The 17,279-nt window shown below is 62.5% G+C and carries 18 protein-coding genes; 15 read left to right on the forward strand and 3 right to left on the reverse strand.

All coding sequences use genetic code 11. The features are described from left to right. Window positions 1-2: 2 nt before the first annotated feature. The 3 genes from ruvC to KUG43_RS14125 all read left to right on the forward strand — a co-directional run bounded on the left by ruvC (window position 3) and on the right by KUG43_RS14125 (window position 3,020). On the forward strand, window positions 3-485 hold the full coding sequence (ruvC, locus tag KUG43_RS14115) for a crossover junction endodeoxyribonuclease RuvC (protein ID WP_216910066.1): 483 nt from the start codon (window positions 3-5) through the stop codon (window positions 483-485). A 130-nt stretch (window positions 486-615) separates the two neighbouring features. Continuing rightward, window positions 616-1,515, forward strand: coding sequence for an oxidoreductase (locus KUG43_RS14120; protein WP_216910068.1), 900 nt, complete (start codon window positions 616-618; stop codon window positions 1,513-1,515). A 167-nt stretch (window positions 1,516-1,682) separates the two neighbouring features. After that, window positions 1,683-3,020, forward strand: a complete 1,338-nt coding sequence (locus tag KUG43_RS14125; protein WP_216910070.1) for a glycosyltransferase family 2 protein — start codon at window positions 1,683-1,685, stop codon at window positions 3,018-3,020. Window positions 3,021-3,036: 16 nt separating this feature from the next. On the opposite strand, the gene KUG43_RS14130 is transcribed toward KUG43_RS14125, so the two are convergent. After that, window positions 3,037-3,837, reverse strand: a complete 801-nt coding sequence (locus tag KUG43_RS14130) for an alpha/beta fold hydrolase (RefSeq protein ID WP_353618049.1) — start codon at window positions 3,835-3,837, stop codon at window positions 3,037-3,039. Window positions 3,838-4,047: 210 nt separating this feature from the next. Here KUG43_RS14130 and KUG43_RS14135 point away from each other — a divergent pair, with 210 nt between their 5' ends. The 8 genes from KUG43_RS14135 (at window position 4,048) to KUG43_RS14170 (ending at window position 10,342) form a co-directional block, all read left to right on the forward strand. Continuing rightward, entirely contained in the window at window positions 4,048-4,623 is a 576-nt protein-coding gene (locus KUG43_RS14135; RefSeq protein ID WP_353618051.1) for a 5-formyltetrahydrofolate cyclo-ligase, read from the forward strand. Between the two features lie 84 nt (window positions 4,624-4,707). After that, complete coding sequence (locus KUG43_RS14140; RefSeq protein WP_216910074.1) at window positions 4,708-4,899, forward strand: hypothetical protein; 192 nt, start codon at window positions 4,708-4,710, stop codon at window positions 4,897-4,899. 7 nt (window positions 4,900-4,906) lie between these two features. Continuing rightward, window positions 4,907-5,422 (forward strand): hypothetical protein, encoded by a 516-nt coding sequence (locus KUG43_RS14145; protein ID WP_216910076.1) that lies wholly within the window; start codon window positions 4,907-4,909, stop codon window positions 5,420-5,422. A 17-nt stretch (window positions 5,423-5,439) separates the two neighbouring features. Then, window positions 5,440-5,877 (forward strand): SufE family protein, encoded by a 438-nt coding sequence (locus KUG43_RS14150; protein WP_216910078.1) that lies wholly within the window; start codon window positions 5,440-5,442, stop codon window positions 5,875-5,877. Between the two features lie 24 nt (window positions 5,878-5,901). Further along, complete coding sequence (locus KUG43_RS14155) at window positions 5,902-7,209, forward strand: homoserine dehydrogenase (RefSeq protein WP_216910080.1); 1,308 nt, start codon at window positions 5,902-5,904, stop codon at window positions 7,207-7,209. Window positions 7,210-7,664: 455 nt separating this feature from the next. Continuing rightward, on the forward strand, window positions 7,665-7,937 hold the full coding sequence (locus KUG43_RS14160) for a hypothetical protein (protein ID WP_216910082.1): 273 nt from the start codon (window positions 7,665-7,667) through the stop codon (window positions 7,935-7,937). A 62-nt stretch (window positions 7,938-7,999) separates the two neighbouring features. After that, window positions 8,000-9,103: an alpha/beta fold hydrolase gene (locus KUG43_RS14165; RefSeq protein WP_216910084.1), complete on the forward strand. Its 1,104-nt coding sequence runs from the start codon at window positions 8,000-8,002 to the stop codon at window positions 9,101-9,103. Window positions 9,104-9,283: 180 nt separating this feature from the next. Further along, window positions 9,284-10,342: an alpha/beta fold hydrolase gene (locus KUG43_RS14170; protein WP_216910086.1), complete on the forward strand. Its 1,059-nt coding sequence runs from the start codon at window positions 9,284-9,286 to the stop codon at window positions 10,340-10,342. 126 nt (window positions 10,343-10,468) lie between these two features. Here KUG43_RS14170 and KUG43_RS14175 read toward each other — a convergent pair whose 3' ends face one another. Then, entirely contained in the window at window positions 10,469-11,278 is an 810-nt protein-coding gene (locus KUG43_RS14175; protein WP_216910088.1) for a hypothetical protein, read from the reverse strand. A 370-nt stretch (window positions 11,279-11,648) separates the two neighbouring features. Between KUG43_RS14175 and KUG43_RS14180 the strand changes: the two genes are divergently transcribed. After that, window positions 11,649-12,455 (forward strand): hypothetical protein, encoded by an 807-nt coding sequence (locus KUG43_RS14180; protein WP_216910090.1) that lies wholly within the window; start codon window positions 11,649-11,651, stop codon window positions 12,453-12,455. Window positions 12,456-12,782: 327 nt separating this feature from the next. On the opposite strand, the gene KUG43_RS14185 is transcribed toward KUG43_RS14180, so the two are convergent. Further along, on the reverse strand, window positions 12,783-13,613 hold the full coding sequence (locus tag KUG43_RS14185; protein WP_216910092.1) for a hypothetical protein: 831 nt from the start codon (window positions 13,611-13,613) through the stop codon (window positions 12,783-12,785). Between the two features lie 183 nt (window positions 13,614-13,796). On the opposite strand from KUG43_RS14185, the gene KUG43_RS14190 reads away from it, so the two are divergent. The 3 genes from KUG43_RS14190 to KUG43_RS14200 all read left to right on the forward strand — a co-directional run bounded on the left by KUG43_RS14190 (window position 13,797) and on the right by KUG43_RS14200 (window position 17,277). Further along, a complete protein-coding gene (locus KUG43_RS14190) occupies window positions 13,797-14,579 on the forward strand; it encodes a hypothetical protein (protein WP_216910094.1) in 783 nt (260 codons plus the stop codon). A 62-nt stretch (window positions 14,580-14,641) separates the two neighbouring features. Next, the gene (locus KUG43_RS14195) at window positions 14,642-16,261 is read left to right on the forward strand and encodes an ABC transporter substrate-binding protein (RefSeq protein WP_216910096.1); all 1,620 of its coding nucleotides are present in this window, start codon (window positions 14,642-14,644) and stop codon (window positions 16,259-16,261) included. Then, complete coding sequence (locus KUG43_RS14200) at window positions 16,258-17,277, forward strand: ABC transporter permease (protein WP_216910097.1); 1,020 nt, start codon at window positions 16,258-16,260, stop codon at window positions 17,275-17,277. The genes KUG43_RS14195 and KUG43_RS14200 overlap by 4 nt, the downstream gene beginning before the upstream one ends. The last annotated feature ends 2 nt before the right edge of the window (window positions 17,278-17,279 follow it).

Below are 17,279 nucleotides of genomic sequence, written 5' to 3' on the forward strand. Positions count from 1 at the left end.
GGGTGAGGATCCTTGGCATCGACCCCGGCCTCGCCCGTGTCGGCTATGGGGTGATCGATGTGGAGGGTCGCTCGGCCAGCGGCGATGGCCACCAGCGCCTGCTCGACTGCGGCATGATCCGCACCGAACCCGGCCGCAGTGACGGCGACCGCATGGTGGAGATCGCCCGTGACCTGCGGGTGATCGTGCGCCGCTGGCGGCCCCAGCTGGCGGCGGTGGAGAAGTTTTTCTTCTACCGCTCCAGCACCACCATCGCGGTGGTCCAGGCCCGGGGGGTGGTGATGATGACCCTGGCCCGCTTCGCCATCCCGGTGGTGGAGTACCCCCCCATGCAGATCAAGCTGGCTCTGGCGGGGTCCGGGCACGCCGAGAAGGACGAGGTGCTGGCGGCGGTGATGCGGGAGCTGGATCTGCAGATCCCCCCCCGCCCCGACGACGCCGCCGACGCCCTGGCGGTGGCCCTGACCGGGTGGTTTCAGCGCTGAATGGGCCTTGCACTGGGCGACGCCACCGGATCGAGGGCCAGGAGTTGCCAGGGCGCGGACTGTGGGGATAATCCCTCCGTCAGCACCATGAACATTGCCGGTCACCCGCGTCCGTTCAGCTCCCTGGTCCATGGCTGACATTCCTGACCAGACCGGACGTCTGGCCCTTGTCACGGGTGCCAGCAGCGGCCTGGGCCTGGAGACCGCCAGGGCCCTTTCCGCGCGGGGCGCCACGGTTGTGCTGGCCTGCCAGACGATGGAGCTGGCCGAGCAGACCTGCAGGGCCCTGCGGGAAACGAGCCCAGGAGCACTTGAGCCCCTCGAACTGGATCTGGCGGATCTCGGCTGCGTCCATAGGGCCGCTCAGACGGTGGCCTCCCGATGGCCGGATCTCGATCTTCTGATCAACAATGCCGGGGTGATGGGGCTGCCCCGTGCCATCACCCGCGACGGTTTCGAGCGCCATTTCGGGATCAATTATCTCGGCCATTTCGCGCTGACCCGTGCCCTCCTGCCCCTGCTCGAGTCGCGCCCCTCCGCCCGGGTGGTGACCGTCACCTCCACCTGGCACTACCTCGGCCGCATCAATTTTGATGACCTGCAGGGCGAGCGGCGCTACGACCGCTGGCGGGCGTATGCCCAGAGCAAACTGGCAAATTCCATGTTCTCCCTGGAACTGCACCATCGCCTGGCGGCGGCCGGCAGTCGGGTGATTTCCGTGGCCGCCCATCCAGGGGTGGCCCGCACCGGCATCCAATCCGCGTCGGTGGCCGCAAGTGGCGATCACGTGGAGGCGTTGATGGTGCGCCTGATGAGCCCCCTATTCCAGGATGCCGCCACGGGTGCCTCCTGCCAGCTGTTCGCGGCCACAACCTCCGGGGTGCAAGGTGGGCAGGTCTATGCACCCAATGGCGTGGGACAGCAACGCGGATCTCCCACCCTGCGCCGCTTTCCGCGGGCGGCCCTTGATCGGGGACAGCGGCAGCGGCTCTGGAGCCTCAGTGAACAGATGTGCGAACGGACCACATGACCAGGGACGGGGGAACCTGAGGGGGCCGAACCCCTCGGATGGAAAGCGCCTAGGGAGATATCGATCAGAAGCGATTCATGCCATGATCAGTCATTCAAACGATTCCAGACCCAAAGGCTTAATCCCAAAACTTCACCAAGAACCTCAATCCCATCACCGAAGATTCCATGCAAGTGTCACTTTGGCTCCAAGGCATTCATGGGGCAACCTTGATCGCTTCGCTACTGGCAATCGTGCCCTGGATCATCTTCATCAAACTGAGACAAGATCAGCGCGATCTCCTCAGCCTTGAGGCTTCTGGTCATCAGAAACATCATCGCCAGCCGCCTGGCTCAGCACGTGGCGACGAAAGCCAATCGCTGCTCGGGCTACTGACGAAAAACCAACGGCAGCGCAGCCTGAGCAGCGGGGCGGAAGAGAATGGCTGGGACCTTGAAATCATCATACCCGCCTACAACGAAGAACTGAACATCAAGACCTGCATCGAAACCATCTCCCGCAGCGCCCTTTTCCTGTTCCGGCAGCATGGTCTGCGGACGCGGCTGATCGTGGTGGATGACAGATCCAGCGACTGCACGCATGCCATCGCAGCAGCCTGCCGCCAGAGCCTGGTCGATGCACTGGCTTGCCATGGCGATGGAGCCGGGCAAGGAGAATTCAAAACACCCGTGTCCATCACGCTGCTGACGAGCGAAGAGAGGCCAAGGAACGAAATCTGGCTTGGAAAGAGTTGGGCCAGTCATACGGGATATCTTGAATCAAAGGGGCATCACCTCTTTTTCATTGATGCCGATGTTTCCATGAAGGAACCCTTTCTGAGCGAGTTCCTACAAACCCTCCATCGCCACTACGAGTTTGCAGGATTCTTCCCAACCCTCATCTGCAAATCTCTCGTCGATTATATCGTTCAACCCAATGTTGCCCTTTCCACTCTCATCCTCAACAAGATCAGTACGGCACTGGATCCGGACACAAAAAAACCCCATGCCTTCGGTCAGTGCGTTTATCTCTCACGGCGCGCCTATGAGATCACCGGTGGCTACGAAGCCGTTAGGGAAGATTCCATGGAAACCAAAGGCCTGTCAGCAAACATCGTCCGCTCGGGAATTCTGGCCAAGAACATTGCAGGGGGAGATCTGATTGAAGTGTATATGTATCACGATGCCAGGTCATTGTGGGAGGGATGGACAAAAAATTTCTTTGTCTCCGTCGACAAAAGCATTTTCAATGCGATCAAGAGCGTCATCCTGCTGCTGATCCTCTTCGACGTACCGTTGATCTCCCTTCTGTTCCCGAATACGGCCCTGCCCATCCTGGTTTTCATCACTGGGCATCTGGCGATCAGGGTTCTGGTCCTACGCGTCTACAAAATCCCGCTTCGGGGATGGTTCCTGTTCCCGGTGGGTGGCCTTGCCATGTCGGCTCTGATGATCGGATCGGCCTACAAGGTGCTGTCAGGCCAGAACTGGACGTGGAAAGGACGCAGCCTGGCCACCAATCCCTGAAAACCGAAGCGGAGCCTCAGGCCTCCTCAGCCTCGGCCCTCCAGTCGATCCAGGCCCTAGCGACCCGATCAGGCTGCTCCCACTGGGGGACATGGCCACAATCAGGAATCTCGCGGAGTCGCGCTCCCAGAATCGCCCTCACCAGCTCTTTCTGGCGTGGGCTGAGCAGGTGATCCCGGGCACCCAGCAGACCCAGGATCGGCTGCGGGGGCAGAGGATCCTGGCTGGCACCGAAGCCGCCCGAGCGCGAAAAGCGCTGTAGACCCCAGGCCCAACCGGGCATGCCCACATGGGAGGTCATCATTTCCCGTTCCTTGTACCCGAAGGTGCGATCCGGCACGGCGTGCATGAACCGATGCAAAGCGAATCGTGTCAGCCACAGGCTGAGGAGGAAGGTGGTGAGCGTCTCGATCAAGGGCGGCAGGGGAAGGGGAAGGGGCGGTTCCGTCAGGCCCGCAGGGGACAGCAACATCAGACACTCGACCCGATCCGGACGTCGGCGCGCCAGTTCCAGAGCCACCCGGGCCCCCATGGAGGCTCCTACGACCCCCAACGGCGCAGGTGGGAGGGACGCCGCTCTCCCTCGCGTCGCCAGGTGATACGCGGGAGAGTCGATCAGCGCCTCCAGATGACGCAGGATGACGTCCGGGGAAATATCGAGATCTCTGGGTCGCGGACAGAAACCAAAACCGCAGAGATCAGGGATCAACACGCGATACCGGCTGGCCAGAAGCGGGGCGAGCAATTCAAAATCCAGGAATGATGTATCGAATCCCTGCAATAACAGCAGCGGAGGCCCGTCACCAAGCACCGCCACGGGCCATCGCTCCGGAAAACCGGGTAACTCCCACCACTGCACAGAAGACGCCAGAAGCCTGCCTTCCTCGCTGCGCAGGCGCCCGGCAGCCTTTTCAAGCAGATCCCGGGCCCCTACCCACAGTGCAGACTGTTGCATAAGAAATCCAGATGCACGAACATCGTTGCAGGAACTCCATGGTTTGACGATGTTCAGTCCTGGATGGAGGGCATGGACAAAGCCGAACTACGCCGGCATTACCGTCGGCTGCGCCAGCGCAGCCTTCCCGATGCCTCTGCGGGGATCGCTGCGACCGCCTGCCGGGAACTCCGTGATCGTGTACCACTTGGTCAGTGGCTCGGGCTCTACTGGCCGCTGAACCATGAACCCGATGTGAGGATTCTGGCCGAAGACCCGCACCGGCAGGTGGCCCTGCCGGCTGTGTGGCCTGGGTCCGGCCTCGTCTACCTTCCCTGGGGGCCCCAACACCGCCTCGGACCAGACGCCTGCGGCATTCCGGCCCCCCGAGAAGGCTCGCCGCTGGCTCCAGAAGCGCTGGCCTTGCTGCTTGTGCCCGCCTTGGCGGTCACCCCCGATGGCTTGCGACTGGGTTCCGGAGGTGGTTGGTACGACCGGCTGCGCGCCGATCCCCGTTGGCGGGCAGTGCCGGCCCTGGCGGTTCTGCCAGCCGCCTGCGTTGCCCCGACCCTGCCCCGTGACGCCTGGGACATCCCCTTCTCCGGCTGGCTGGATGAAAACGGCGTCCACTGGATCGAAACCGCATCCAACAGCATTTCAACCGTTTAAGGATCCCCGCGCCCACAGCGCATCTTGTTCCGCCCTTTGCCAGGATCCATCAGTTGACGCGTAGCTTCATTGGACCTGACCTCGATGAGCTTCCGCTCCTTGGCCCACACCAACTGGAGCGACGACATCAGCGCACCAACGGCGGCGGAGCGGGTGCTCGCCGCCGAACTCCAGGCCCGCGGCAATGAGAGTGATGCCCTTTCGATGATGGTGGCCTCGATGGCCAGGATGGTCCAGTCCGGCAAAGCGAGCGATAGTCGGTGGAAATCCAGCTGAGGTCGTGATGACCCGAACCACTGTCCTGTTGGCCCTGCTCGGCGGGGCTGCCCTTGTTCTGCCCTCGGCCCTGTTTCCCAGCCCGGCGAGGGCCCACAGCATCCAGAGCACGCTCGAACGAATCTCCACCACCCTCAACGGTTCCAGCGGGATCGAGAAGCTGGAGATCCATAGCAGTTTCTCCAGTGGGGTTCCTGCCGGCGACGCCAATGTCCGCCTGCTGCCGCTGGCTGGCGGTGACCCCATCGAACTTGGGCGCACCGGAGCGGATGGCCGTCTCACGTTCGTCCTGCCGCCAGTCGCCCGGGGGGGAGGGGAGATCCAAGTGGATGCAGGTCCCGGCCATCGGGATTTCCTGGAACTTTCCGATATCGAACCCACCGGACCCGCCAAGACTCCGACCACCCAGGCCCACCGCCACACTCCTCGGCAGCCCTGGCCCTGGCAGGCCTCGACGGTCCTCATCGGGATGGGCCTAGTGGGTGGTGCGGGTCTGTTCGGCCTTCTGCGCCGGGATACCTGAGTCGTTACGATCAGCTGATGGATACCGGCAGTCCTGCTCTCGATCGGATCGTTGATCGGCTCGGCAGTACGGGGGATGCCAAGCGCCGTTATGAATACATTCTCTGGCTGGCCAAGAAGCTTGCCCCGCTGCCCGACGACCTCAGACAGGAGGCCTTCAAAGTGAAGGGTTGCGTCTCCCAGGTGTTCGTGGTGGGTCGACTGGTGGAAGGAAAACTTCATTGGCAGGGTGATTCCGACGCCCAGATCACCAAGGGATTGCTGGCGTTGCTGATCGAGGGCCTTGAGGGCTTGACGCCGCGTGAAGTGGCTTCGATCGATCCGGCCTTCATCGCGGCCACGGGGCTCCAAGCGAGCCTCACCCCATCCCGGGCGAACGGGTTTCTGAACATTCTGCGCATGATGCAGGCCCAGGCCCAACAGTTCGAACGATCCAGAACAGGGGCCGATTCCTAGGATCAGGCTTTGAGGATGCAGCCCATGACCATCGGCGTTGGCTTGCTCGGTCTGGGCACGGTAGGGAGTGGCGTAGCGGCGATCCTCGCCAGCCCCCAGGGTCGTCACCCGTTGGTGGCGGCACTGGCCCTGCGCCGCGTGGCGGTGCGCGACCCGGCTCGACCGCGCTCTGTGGACCTGGATCCGGCTCTGCTGGTGACCGATCCGGCAGCGGTGGTGGACGATCCGGACGTGGACATCGTGGTGGAGGTGATGGGCGGACTGGAGCCGGCCCGCACGCTGATCCTGAGGGCAATCGCCGCCGGGAAGCCGGTTGTCACCGCCAACAAGGCGGTGATCGCTCGCTATGGCGAGGAAATCGCGGCGGCGGCAGAGAAGCAGGGGGTCTACGTGCTGATCGAGGCGGCCGTCGGCGGTGGCATTCCCATCATCGAACCCCTGAAGCAGTCGCTCGGCGGCAACCGCATTCATCGGGTGAGCGGCATCATCAATGGCACCACGAACTACATCCTCAGCCGGATGGCCGAGGAGGGGGCGGCCTATGGGGATGTGCTGGCCGACGCCCAGCGCCTTGGCTATGCCGAAGCCGATCCGGCCGCCGATGTGCAGGGTGGGGATGCGGCCGACAAGATCGCCATCCTTGCCGGCCTCGCCTTCGGCGGCCCCGTTCCGAGGGCCGGCATCCCAACAGAAGGGATTGACCGGCTGAAGGCCCGCGACGTGACCTACGCGGCTCAACTGGGATTCGTGGTGAAGTTACTGGCGGTGGCAGAGCGCATCAACGAGCACGACCAGGCCGAGGGCATCCAGCTCGACGTGCGTGTGCATCCAACCCTTCTGCCCAAGCACCATCCCCTGGCCGGCGTCCACGGGGTGAACAACGCGATCCTGGTCGAAGGCGAACCAGTGGGCCAGGTCATGTTCTTCGGGCCAGGCGCAGGAGCAGGACCCACGGCCTCGGCCGTGGTGGCCGACATTCTCAACATCGCGGGGATCCGGCAGGTGGGTGGCGCGGATGCTGGACTGGATCCCCTGCTCGCAGCCAGCAGCTGGCGTCCAGTAAGCCTGGCTGATGCCTCTCTCGCAAGCCACCGCAACTACGTTCGCCTCCAGACACGCGATGAAGCCGGTGTGATCGGCCGCATCGGCACCTGCTTCGGCACCAGAGGGGTTTCGATCCAGTCGATCGTCCAGTTCGAAGCCACTGAGGGATCCGCCGAGATCGTGGTGATCACCCACCAGGTGCGGGAATCGAGCTTCCGCGACGCCCTGGCCGCCATCACCGCTCTTGAGGAAGTGCAAAGGGTTGCTGCCTGCCTCCGCACGTTGTAGCAGAAGATCAAGCCAGCCCAGAGATGCGACTGATAAAGCCAACTTCTGCTTCAGAAGGGCTTGGTTGATTGACGAACCTGAAGATTTCCGCAGGAGTATCGTTCCAGTTCCTTGGAAGCACAGAACGCAATCCTGGAATCCGATGAGAGCGTCTTTGCTAAGGCGATTGGCACAGCCTTCTCAACCAGCAGACCTGAAGTCCATCACCGCATGAGCAGAAAGGAATGGCGATCCATGAGCCACCTTGGAGCTTGATGTTGGCGCTGGGAGCCTGGGGCATCGTCAGGACTGGCGAAGATCATCGTGCCAAAGCAGTTGGTGCAAGGGTTCTTACCTGCCTGCCATCAGGGCTGAGCTGATGAAAGCAGACCAACAGGGAGAAAGCCAGTGGTGAGACAAAAGACACACGCTGGCCTCTGCCGCAGCTCTTCGGCAACGGAGGGGCCTAAGCGCCTGTGGGAGGCGAACGCATTGTCGGCATCAGCCATGAATCATCAGAAGCTGATGCAGGTCGTGAAGACGAGCCACAGGAACAGGATTCTCGAAGCAGTACTCCCAACCAGGGCCACAATCAGGGCCACAATCAGGGGACAACCGAAGCAGGACTTGACTTCATGCAATCGGTGAATCAGATGAACAGACAACTTTCGCCTCATGACAACCAAACCTTCCTGAAAGCATTTATTAAAGAAACAAGGCAGGACTGCGGTTATAAGGCTATGCTATAGACGTCATGCATCGTGGGAACCGAAAGAGTGGCTAGGCTGGATTTATCAGCTTCAGGTCCAACATGCATCCCACTCCTGACAAGACAAGCCTGGAGAAGATCAAAGAAGGACTCGACAAAGGTGGTTACCAATGCGACCAATTAATCGCTTCAGTAGCAGCAAAAAAGCTCTCTTTCAGGGGTTTTTCCTACTACTGCAAGGATATTCCAGTTGCAACTCCTGACATCACTCCCACCCTCTTTGTGAGCGGCGCCTTTCAGAGCATGCCCTCCTGGCATCGGTTCGCCAGGCTTTTTCTGGGGCGAGGAAAGCCTGTCATCATGGTGGATCTGCCAGGAACTGGTCGCGCTGACCCCTTACCCACCGAGTATGGGTTGGATTACCTTGCCGCGACCATCAAACATATGCTGGATGAGCTCGGACATCACAAGGTGGCTGTCGTTGCCGCCTCCTACGGAACACCGATTGCCTTCCGGTTCGCTGAGCTCCATCCATCCATGGTGGAGAGCCTGGTCCTTTGTGGAACGATGAAAGAAGTCCCCCATCACATCCATGGCGATCTGGCCCATTCCTTTCAGACTCTTGAAGAAGGGAAAATGGAGCAGTTCGCCAATGAGCTGCTCGGTGTTTCGGGCCCTCAGCAGGGCTGCGGATTAATCTGCACAGATCCAGAGAAGCCCATCGCCAGAAGGAAGCTGGCCCATCGTCTTCTCTATTCCCAGTTAATCAACATGAATGCCGCAGATCGTGAAAAGTATGTCATCAACACAAAACGCCTGCTGAACCACGGCCAGATCGCGCTCGGGAGCCCACCTGCCGTGCGAACGCTTGTTTTCACCGGCGAGCATGACTGTTTCACACGCCCAGAATTCTGCCGTGAAATTGCCAGCGCGTTTTGCAAAGCCACGTTCACGACCATCCAGCAAGCCGATCACCTGTTTCACATCGAACAGTTCGATACCACGGCCGAGTTGTTGTTCCGGTTCAGCTACAACCAGCCCATTGATGACATTCCCATGCTGAACGCTATCGAACTGGTCGGCAGAAAGATCAAGAAAAGGTTCAGCCTCCAGAAGGCTCAAACCAGTTCCAATCTCCACTGCCAGAAAAAGTTCAACCAGGCGACAATGCCAAAGGGGCGCTCATCCTTGGCCCTCACCCCATAGATTCAGACATTTCACCGCCTTCAATCACCATCCCGCAAGCCTGCCAGATCCTGCTTGTAGCCGCCTTAACAACTGCCTGCCATAGGCTGGGGCATGGATGGTGGCGTGGATAGAGTGAAATCAAGTTTCTTCTCAACATTGTCTTTGTCTTTTTCAGGCAGTGGCAACGTTGAATGAGCCATGCTCCACCTGCATAATTTTCAGAGCACAAACAAAGACCAATTGAATCCTTGCATCATTGCATCGGCCCCAACCAAGCGGCTGATCCATTGCGGGTTCCATTTCAGCTACAAACACATCCAACCTGGGGCCGCTCAACACATCCCGACCCTGTTCGTCAGCGGTGCGTTCCAATCCATGCAGTCGTGGTACCGCTTCGCCAGGTATTTCATCGAGCAAGGAAAGCCCGTCATCATCGTGGATCTACCTGGCACGGGTGCCTCTGATCCCCTGCCCACCAGTTTCGGACAGGATTTTCTGGCAGAAACCATTGGAGTGATGCTGGACGACGCCGGGATTGAACGTGTTTCTATCGTTGCCGCCTCTTACGGCACACCAACGGCCTATTGTTTTGCCCAGTTTTTTCCCCACAGAGTTGACAATCTCGTACTGTGCGGAACCATGAAGGAAATCCCTGAGCACCTGCGTGCGGGTGTTGCCCACACGCTGATACCGCTCAGAAATGGAGACATGGGACAATTTGCTAATGAAGTGCTCGGCATCTCCGGACCCCAAAAAGGCAACGGGCTCCTATGTACCGATACAACCAAAAGAGTGGAGCGGCATAAACTTGCCAAGCGTTTACTTTATTCGCAACTAGTGAATATGAACAAACTCGATAGACATAAGTACGAGCTCAACACTCTACGTCTGCTCCAGCACGGAAAAATCAATCTCAATTCCACCCCATCCTGTAATACCTTGATCTTCACTGGCGAGCACGACTGCTTCACTTTGCCTGCTTTTTGCAAGGAAATTGCTGATGCTTTCCCTGCCTGCACATTCACAACGATTCGCCATGCCGATCACCTGTTTCATATTGAGCAGTTTGAGACAACATCTGAGCTTCTCTATAGATTCTCTTACAATCTACCTATCGAGAAGGTGCCACAGCTGAACCAAATCGAACGCGTCGGCAAGATCTATCGGACGTCGCAGGGATCCGCCCAACCAGCCAACAACCCCCCGCAGCGCCAACCCCAACCTGTCAACAATCACAGCTTCTCAGAAGCGGCTTGACCATCCAATGGGATGTTGAGCCGAATTGCAGCGCAACGCCTCTCCACAAACGAAAAAAGGATGCATTCTTGATGAATGCATCCTTGATGGAACGATTCCCCAGAAGAGGGAAAAGAACCCAGTGAATCAGGCCTGCACTGGCTTGGAGGCGACACCTTTCACCCGCTTCCGGAGACGCCGGCTGTAGCCGAAGGCGGCGCCTGCACCAAGCAGAGGCAGAGGACCGGGGACCTTCTCCGCCTGAATGGAGATGCTCTGGCTGCCGAAGACAGACGTCTGAATCAGGGAAGGCAGGGTGGGGTCCGTGGAGACGAGGGTGTTGCCACCGATCGTGATCGAGATCAACGAGCCCAGGAGATCGGCGTCTCCATTGTTGGGAAGGGAAGCACCGACATCACCGACGATAGGACCACCGATCGCGAAGACAGGTGCTCCACCGACAATCCCCTGGCCGGGGGCGGCGGTCAATGTGATCACGAACTGGTTGGTGACACCACTACCGATGGCAGGAGCGCCTGGCACCAGCAGGGGAGCTGTGGCACAGGAGAACAAGGGATTGACGAAACCGTTGCAGGCATCAATCGAGCTCTGCTGGGGCACCCACTCCGAGGCATCGAAAGACAGGACGTACTGGAATGCCGTCACGTCCTGACCAGCAAATCCGACCGCACCGAGCAGAGGCAGATCGAGGTTGAACTGGAAGGGCTGGGTGCTGCCGGGCTGGAGAACCAGATCATTGATAGGATCTGAATCAATCTGGGAACCTGGAGGCGTGAAGAACACCGCAATGGCATGGGCCTTGTCGGCCGTGCCAAAAAGGAGAGCGCCTGGGACCAAGGCCAGCGTGGCAGCTCTGGCGAGAAGTTTAGGGATTTTCATGTGGGTAGTGTAGCTCCTAGAGACGTGAGCACTTGTGCAGCTGCCAGACAGCTCCACCAACCATAATAGTAGCAGAAATCCTTAAAGGGTGGTTAGCGGCGCCGAACTATGCAACGAAGACCCACAAATGTGTCGATTTCTTAACTTTCGTCCCGGCGCCTAAAACCTTCCTTGGCCGGTTCCGCAAGCCTAGCGGGCTTCCCAATCGTCTCTTTCAACCGGTCGGGTCCCCGAGTTGGGGAGCACCAACGGGACTCATGAGTAATCTTGGCCCAAAGGAGGAGCCAAGATCGGCTTGGAGGGTCTGCCGAAGGAGCATGGGCCGTTTCGACCGCCTCGGTCGCTGGCCTCCACAGATTTCAGGCTTCCATGGGACGCTACCTTTCGATCGCTTTTCTCTGTCCTCAAAAGACATGTCTGCCCTGCGATGATCGACCACTTCACTGATCAAGGCGACAATCCCAACAACGACCCCAAAGAAAAACTCAGGGTCGTCAGTGATTTTCTTGCTGCAACGGCGACCGGCCTTTTCCTCGTTTTCCTGGCGTACGTCCTGTTCGATTCCCTGCCCCTCCAGCTACTGCGATCTGACTGGCAGCTGAAATTAGTGGCTCGCCTGATGGCCCTGGGCTCACTGCCCCTGGTGGGTCTTGCCTGCCTGCACATCGCTTCGATCTTGCATCCATCCCCCCATGCCTATCGACAACGCCTCGCCAATGTGCGCCAGTGGGCCATCGCTGTTGCCATCGGATTTCTGCTGCTCATTCCACTCCAGGGCTTCGCCACCTTGACGTCCTATAAAGAGGCAAAGGTGATCCAGAATACGCAGTTGCAAACGGCCAACAGGCGTCTCGCCCCGCTGAAGCAGGCGATCGCTTCGGCCACCAGCACGGCAGACCTCCAGAAGAAGATCTCCGCCCTCAAGGATTTCCAGATCCAGCTCCAGCCTGCTGACCTTGCCCAACCCCTGCCACTGGTCAAGAAAGGCATCCTGGACAATCTTGCACGGGCGGAAAACATCTATGCCGACCGCGTTGGAGGCCCCACTCCAGCCCAGTTATGGACGGCGGGTCAGTCTGCGTTGCGCACCATTCTCGGTTCCATCGGCTATGCCTACGCCTTTGCCGCTGGTGCACAGGGGAAGAACTCCTCCCTCACCCTCCTGGATACGTTGTCACGCCGCTGGCAGACCCTGACCAGAGCACGTCACAGGAAACAGAGGATGCCCTATTGATGTCACCCCGTCGATGACGCCGAAGCCTGGCCTCTCCGGTTTTTCTCAGCGTTCATTCCTCTGCAGCCCCGACGCCTGACTACTCAGCCAGTCGCGAGGAGTATGTCGCCGGATTCAGCCGCCTGTCCGCCTGAAGCGGTGGAGAGATGCTGCTGGATTCTTCAGTCTTCGTGCTGGTCGATTCCCTACCCCTCCAGCTACTCAATCCGGCCTGGCCACTGCGCTACAGCAACAGCATGGTCATCACCTCACTGCTGACCCGCTGGGTTTGCTGCTGCTGCTCTTGGTGCTGTTCATCGAGCTCGCCTGGGGGACATCGTCGTGATGTCAGCGCACCTGCCGGAGCCGCTGCCTCAGGCGGCGGCTGGACCGCCAGGCGATGGCCACACCGGCCAGGGGCAGGGGGCCGGGAACCGAGGCCGGATCGGGCCCCTCTGCGGCGTGAGCATCGCCTGGGCCCTCAGGCCATTCGCCGGCCAAGTCATCGGAGGGTGCCCCTGGTGGGAGGGGTTCAGTGCCCTGGGGCAGCAGGGCGGTTTCGAACACCTCCCCAGCCTGCCTCTGGCCGGGATCCTCGCCGGCGGGCTCGGCGGCAATGGCAAGCTCCGAGGGGTCAGAGGAGGATTCGTCCGACTCCGAAGCGCCAGCGGGAACGATCCGGAAAGGGACGAAGCCACCGGTGGCCCCGTTGAAGACGTTGTCGAACAGAGTGCCCGCCTGCCAGGTGAGCTGCGCCTCAGGAGTGGAGGAGGTGCCCGCCCAGCGGAAGGCGAGGGGGCTGCTCAACCGGAACAGGCTGTCGCCTGAGGCGGCACCGGAACGCGCCAGAAAGAAGCCAGAGGGCACAACAAAACCATCAACGCTCACCTCATAAGGGGCAACGCTGTAGTGGAAGGGCGGCACGACCAGGCCCGTGGAGGAGTTGGCCAGGCGGATCCCGCCGGCCCCGACCAGGTAATCGGGCGAGACACCGAATCCCGGAGTCAGGAGCTCTCGCAGCTCCTCCAGGTCTCCCAGGCTCTCGTGGGGATGGCTGCCCACGGCAGGAGCAGCGGTACTGGCGACCAGGCAGGTGAGCAGCAGCAGCGGGGGGTAAAGGTGGACCGAGGGGCGGAAACGGCCCAGGGAGAGGGCACCGAGACGGAGGGGGCGTGCCATGGAGGCCTAAGGATATTTCACCAATCTATCAGGCGATATTCAGGAAGCACGCATTCCTCCTTAAGCGGCGCTGGCAGGGTGGTCGTGTTGCCCTCTGACGCGGAGCCCGTGACGCCACTGGTCAGCCCCCCTAAGGTCTGGGCCGCTGGTTCGCTCCCGCCACCTTCCCCGTCCCGAGCACGGATGCCTGATTACTCCGCCAGTCGCGAAGACCACATCGCCAGCTTCGGCCGCCTGTTCGCCTGGAGCGGCGGCGGGCTGCTGCTGGTGTTTCTGGGCTTCGTTCTGGTCGATTCCATGCCCCTGCAGCTGCTGAATCCCGCCTGGCAACTGCGCTTCACCAACCGCATGGTCAACACCTCCCTGCTGGCCCTGGTTGGGTTTCTGCTGTTGCACCTGGGTCTCTACATCGAGCCCGCCAACGGCTTCCTGCGGGCCCAGGTGGCCACCGCCCGCCAGTGGGCCATCGTCGTGGTCTTCGCCTTCCTGCTGCTGGTGCCCCTGCAGGGTTTCGCCACCTGGCGTGTCCTCTCCCAGGCGCAGGGCAACGAGGCGATGCAGCGCAACGTGCTCGGCGAGCGGGTGACGATGATCCGCCAGGCCATCGAAGCGGCCACCAGCCCGGAGGACCTGCAGGCCCGTTTCTCCCGACTGCGGGCCCCCCGACCCGAGCTGCCTGCGGCCGCCCTCAGCCTCCCCCTTGGCGAACTGAAGCGCAGCCTGCTCGATGAACTCCAGCGGACCGAGACCCGTGCCAACAACCGGATCGGCGGCCCCGCCCCCACCGACCTCTGGGCCCTTGGACAGGGGGCAGCCAGGGTCAGCATCGCCGCGCTGGGCTTCGCCGTGGCCTTCGCCGCTGGTGCCCAGCGGCCGGGTGCCTCCCTCACCCTGCTCCAGCAACTGAGCAGGCAGGTGGACATCCTGCTGGGGCGACGTCCGAAGCCCAACCGACGCGCCCCCTGACCACCGCCAGCCAGCAGCCCGCGGGCTGGCCGCTTGAATGGGCCCCACCGGATCGCAAGATCTTGCCGACGACCAGGGGTAGAGATGGACGCCGACCAACCGCGATCGCGGCCAGCCTCGCCTCCCTGCTGCTGGCACTGCCGTTGCTGGTGGCCTGTCAGCCGAGGCGATCCAGCCCGTCCCTGATCGTGGCCACCAAGAGCCGCATCGATTCCCTCGATCCGGTGCAGGCCTCCCGCGTCGGCGTGATGCAGGTGCTCAGCGGCCTCGGCGACCCCCTCTATGCGATCGACAGCAACGGCCGCCTCGAGCCGCGGCTGGCCACGGCCCTGCCGGAGCTGAGCGGCGATGGGCTGCGGGCCCGGATCCCCCTGCGCCGCGGGGTGCTCTTCCATGACGGCACCCGCTTCGATGCCGCCGCCATGGCGTTCTCCCTGCGCCGCTTCATGGCGATCGGCACCCTCGGCTACCAGCTGAGTGAGCGGGTTGAAAGCGTGCAGGTGACCGCTCCCTATGAGATCGAGCTGGTGCTGAAGCGCCCCTTCAGCCCGCTGCCGCGGCTGCTCAGCGCCATCTTCCTCACGCCCGTCTCCCCCACCGCCTACCGGCGGCATCGCGACAAGCCCCTCAACGACCGCTTCGTCGGCACCGGCCCCTATGCCCTGGCCTTCTTCGGTGGCCAGCAACAGCGCCTGAAACCCTGGCCCCGCTACTGGGGGCGGCGTCCGGCCAACGGGGGCATCGACCTGGTGACCCTGAGCAACTCCACCGCCCTGTTCGGTGCCCTGCGCAGCGGCGAGGTCGACCTGCTGCTCAACGGCGGTCTGGAGATCGACCATCAGCAGGCCCTGCACCGCGACGCCGCGGCCGGCCGCCTGCGGGAAGCCGTCGGCCCCGCCATGGAGATCTCCCTCGTCTCCCTGCTGAGCGACCAGCCGCCGCTGAACCGGTCCGGCCTGCGCCAGGCCGTGGCCCGCAGCCTCGATCGGGACACCATCGCCCGGCGGGTGACCCTGGGGCTGCGTTCCCCCCAGCGGCAACTGATCCCTCCGGACCTGCCGGGTTCCGATCCCAGCGCCTGGCCGGCCTACGACCCCGCCGGGGCCCGCGCCCTCTACCGCCAGGCGGGCTATTGCCGGGGGCGGGTGCTCACCCTGCCGCTCACCTATCGCTCCGACATCCCCACCGACCGTCTGTTCGCCCTCACCTGGCAGGCCCAGCTGCGCCGTGACCTGGGCGATTGCGTGACCCTGGAGGTGAGCGGCATGGAGTCGACCACTGCCTACTCCCAGCTCGACAAAGGCGCCCTGACGATGCTCTTCTACGACTGGATCGGCGACTATCCCGATGCGGAGAACTTCCTGATGCCACTGCTGTCCTGCAGCAAGGCCGAGGGGGACCGCTGCCTGAAGGGCAACAGTGTGCTGGGCGGCAGCTTCTGGACGGCGCCGGGGCTGGAGGCGGATCTGCAGCGCAGCAGCCAGCTGGTTGGTCCCGAGCGGGTCGCCCTGCTGGTGGCCATCCAGCGCCGCGTCGCCGCCGCCAGCCCCTACGTGCCGGTGTGGCTCAGTGCCCCGGCGGCCTGGGGCGGCCTGGACCTCAGCCAGCCCCAGTTCGACGGCTCCGGCCGGGTGATGCTGGGCGAGCTGCGCCGTCTGCCCGCCGGAGCCCGGCTGCCATGAGCCGCCGTTCCGACCTGGCGCGCTACCTGGCCTCCCGGCTCGCCCTGGCACCGGTCATGCTCTGGCTGATCGCTTCGCTGGTGTTCCTGCTGCTGCGCGTGGCCCCCGGCGATCCGATCGATGCGCTGCTGGGCACCCGTGCCCCGGAGGCGGCCCGCGCCGCCCTGCGGGCCCAGCTCGGCCTGGATCGCCCCCTGGCCGAGCAGTACGGCCGCTTCCTGGGCCACCTGCTGCAGGGCGATCTGGGCCAGTCCCTCACCAACGGCGAACCGGTGACCCGCCTCATCCAGGACAGCCTGCCGGCCAGCCTGGAGCTGGGTCTGGTGTCGCTGCTGCTGGCCGCCATCCTGGGTCTGGCGGTGGGGTTCAGCGGCATCGCCCGCCCCGAGGGGCGCCTCGATCTGGCCGGCAGGCTCTATGGCATCGGCACCTACGCCCTGCCCCCCTTCTGGGCGGCCATGGTGGTGCAGCTGGTGTTCGCCGTCTGGCTGGGCTGGCTGCCGGTGGGGGGGCGCTTCCCCGCCACCCTGATGCCGCCGCAGGGCACGGGCTTTTACCTGCTTGACAGCCTCAGGGCCGGCGACTGGCAGCAGCTGGCCGGCAGCCTGCGCCACCTCGTGCTGCCGGCGGCCACCCTGGGCCTGCTGCTCAGCGGCATCTTCACCAATGCCCTGCGGCTCAACCTGCGCCGTGCCCTCGGCTCCGATTACGTGGAGGCCGCCCGCAGCCGGGGCCTGAGCGAACGGCGTGTGGTGCTGCACCATGCCCTGCCCAACGCCCTGCTGCCCGTGCTCACGATCACCGGCATCACGGTGGCCTCCCTGATCGGCGGCGCCCTGCTGATCGAAGTCACCTACTCCTGGCCCGGCATCGCCTTCCGCCTGCAGGAAGCCATTGCCCAGCGCGACTACCCCCTGGTGCAGGGCATCGTTGTTGTCGTCGCGGCCCTGGTGGTGCTGGTGTCCGTGCTTGTCGACCTGGTGGTGGCCCTGCTCGACCCACGCATCCGCTTCTGAGT

Origin of the sequence: Synechococcus sp. CCY 0621, from assembly GCF_019038465.1 — a bacterium.
Lineage (GTDB): Bacteria > Cyanobacteriota > Cyanobacteriia > PCC-6307 > Cyanobiaceae > Cyanobium.